This window comes from Novosphingobium hassiacum, assembly GCF_014196055.1.
Taxonomy (GTDB): domain Bacteria; phylum Pseudomonadota; class Alphaproteobacteria; order Sphingomonadales; family Sphingomonadaceae; genus Novosphingobium; species Novosphingobium hassiacum.
On sequence record NZ_JACICY010000039.1, the window covers coordinates 2,558 to 5,606 of the forward strand.

Genomic DNA, 3,049 nt, shown 5'->3' on the forward strand with positions numbered 1-3,049 from the left:
CGGGGAACTGAAACATCTCAGTACCTGGAGGAAAAGACATCAACCGAGATTCCGTTAGTAGTGGCGAGCGAACGCGGACCAGGCCAGTGCCTTCTCTTCAACTAGCAGAACAGTCTGGAAAGGCTGACCATAGCGGGTGACAGTCCCGTATGCGAAAGTGATGGAGAAGGACTCGAGTAGGGCGGGACACGTGAAATCCTGTCTGAACATGGGGGGACCACCCTCCAAGCCTAAATACTCGTATGTGACCGATAGCGAACCAGTACCGTGAGGGAAAGGTGAAAAGCACCCCGATGAGGGGAGTGAAACAGTACCTGAAACCGAATGCTTACAATCAGTTGGAGCCTCTTTAGGGGGTGACAGCGTACCTCTTGCATAATGGGTCAGTGACTTAGTCTACCAAGCAAGCTTAAGCCGTTAGGTGTAGGCGTAGCGAAAGCGAGTCTGAATAGGGCGAATGAGTTTGGTGGATTAGACCCGAAACCCGGTGATCTAGGCATGACCAGGCTGAAGGTGCGGTAACACGCACTGGAGGGCCGAACCGTTGAATGTTGAAAAATTCTCGGATGAGTTGTGTTTAGGGGTGAAAGGCCAATCAAACCGGGAAATAGCTGGTTCTCCGCGAAATCTATTGAGGTAGAGCGTCGGATGTATGCCGTTGGGGGTAGAGCACTGGATGGATGCGGGGGTCGCGAGATCTACCAATTCTAACCAAACTCCGAATACCAACGAGACTTATCCGGCAGACAGACGGCGGGTGCTAAGGTCCGTCGTCAAAAGGGAAACAGCCCTAACCTACAGCTAAGGTCCCCAAGTCATCACTAAGTGGGAAAGCATGTGGGAATCCCAAAACAACCAGGAGGTTGGCTTAGAAGCAGCCATCCTTTAAAGAAAGCGTAACAGCTCACTGGTCTAAACAAGGGTTCCTGCGGCGAAGATGTATCGGGGCTAAAGTGATGCACCGAAGCTTAGGGTGTGCTCGTTTACGAGTACGCGGTAGCGGAGCGTTCCGTAAGCCTGTGAAGCGATCTGGTAATGGGTCGTGGAGGTATCGGAAGTGCGAATGCTGACATGAGTAGCGATAAAGAGGGTGAGATGCCCTCTCGCCGAAAGACCAAGGGTTCCTGCTTAAAGCTAATCTGAGCAGGGTGAGCCGGCCCCTAAGACGAGCCCGAAGGGGGTAGTCGATGGGAACCACGTTAATATTCGTGGGCCTGGTGGTGTGTGACGGATCTCGTGTATTGTCTGACCTTATCGGATTGGTCAGGCTTTGAAGAGGTTCCAGGAAATAGCCCCACCGTATAGACCGTACCCGAAACCGACACAGGTGGTCAGGTAGAGTATACCAAGGCGCTTGAGAGAAGTATCCTGAAGGAACTCGGCAAATTGCCTCCGTACCTTCGGAAGAAGGAGGCCCCAACTAAGCGCAAGCTCTGTTGGGGGGCACAGGCCAGGGGGTAGCGACTGTTTAGCAAAAACACAGGACTCTGCTAAGTCGGCTTCAAGACGACGTATAGGGTCTGACGCCTGCCCGGTGCCGGAAGGTTAAGAGGAGGAGTGCAAGCTCCGAATTGAAGCCCCGGTAAACGGCGGCCGTAACTATAACGGTCCTAAGGTAGCGAAATTCCTTGTCGGGTAAGTTCCGACCTGCACGAATGGCGTAACGACTTCCCCACTGTCTCCAGGATATGCTCAGCGAAATTGAATTCTCCGTGAAGATGCGGAGTACCCGCGGTTAGACGGAAAGACCCCGTGCACCTTTACTGCAGCTTCAGAGTGGCATTAGGAAGAAATTGTGTAGCATAGGTGGGAGGCTTTGAAGCATCGGCGCCAGCTGATGTGGAGCCATAGGTGAAATACCACCCTGTTTGTTTCTGATGTCTAACCCAGGACCGTTATCCGGTTCGGGGACCCTCTGTGGCGGGTAGTTTGACTGGGGCGGTCGCCTCCTAAAGAGTAACGGAGGCGCGCGATGGTAGGCTCAGGCCGGTTGGAAACCGGCTGTTAGAGTGCAATGGCATAAGCCTGCCTGACTGCGAGACTGACGAGTCGAGCAGAGACGAAAGTCGGTCATAGTGATCCGGTGGTCCCTCGTGGAAGGGCCATCGCTCAACGGATAAAAGGTACGCCGGGGATAACAGGCTGATGATTCCCAAGAGCTCATATCGACGGAATCGTTTGGCACCTCGATGTCGGCTCATCACATCCTGGGGCTGGAGCAGGTCCCAAGGGTTTGGCTGTTCGCCAATTAAAGTGGTACGTGAGCTGGGTTCAGAACGTCGCGAGACAGTTTGGTCCCTATCTGCCGTGGGCGTCGATACTTGAGAGGAGTTGTCCCTAGTACGAGAGGACCGGGATGAACATACCTCTGGTGTACCTGTCGTTCCGCCAGGAGCGCAGCAGGGTAGCTATGTATGGAAGGGATAACCGCTGAAAGCATCTAAGCGGGAAGCCTCCCTCGAGATAAGGTATCATCGAGTCGTGATAGACCATCACGTTGATAGGCCGGGTGTGGAAGTGCGGTAACGCATGAAGCTAACCGGTCCTAATAACTCTGTTCATGCTTGGGAATTCCACCATCAATGACAGCTCTGCACGGATCCTCACCCACAAGGTGAACCATGCAAGTTGATCATCGAGGACGATGACCAGCCAGACAGCATCTGATAAAACAGCATCGATATACAAGTTTGCACTTTGTGCGCCGGCTCCATTGCCTGGTGACCATAGCGTCTGTGTCCCACCCGATCCCATCTCGAACTCGGCCGTGAAACCGGACTGCGCCAATGGTACTACCGCTAAAGCGTTGGAAGAGTAGGTCGTCGCCAGGCATTGAAGCCGGCGCGCAAATCAGCAAACACACAAAAACCCATTCACACATCATCCGTAGGGATACATGCCTCCGCAACGAGGCACCCGCACGGATCATATGTCCGACACGGCTCCGCCGCGTCTGACATACCCCACCGCGGGGTGGAGCAGCCCGGTAGCTCGTCAGGCTCATAACCTGAAGGTCGCAGGTTCAAATCCTGCCCCCGCAACCAAGGTG

Annotated in this window: 1 tRNA gene and 2 rRNA genes (1 of these 3 only partly in view); all 3 read left to right on the plus strand. The window is 54.1% G+C overall.

The annotated features are described in order from the left end of the window. Nucleotides 1-2,569 (plus strand): 23S ribosomal RNA (locus tag GGQ88_RS20860) (it extends 325 nt beyond the left edge of the window). 147 nt (nt 2,570-2,716) lie between these two features. Then, nucleotides 2,717-2,831: ribosomal RNA gene (gene rrf, locus GGQ88_RS20865) — 5S ribosomal RNA — on the plus strand. 136 nt (nt 2,832-2,967) lie between these two features. Further along, nucleotides 2,968-3,044 (plus strand) — tRNA-Met (locus GGQ88_RS20870). The last annotated feature ends 5 nt before the right edge of the window (nt 3,045-3,049 follow it).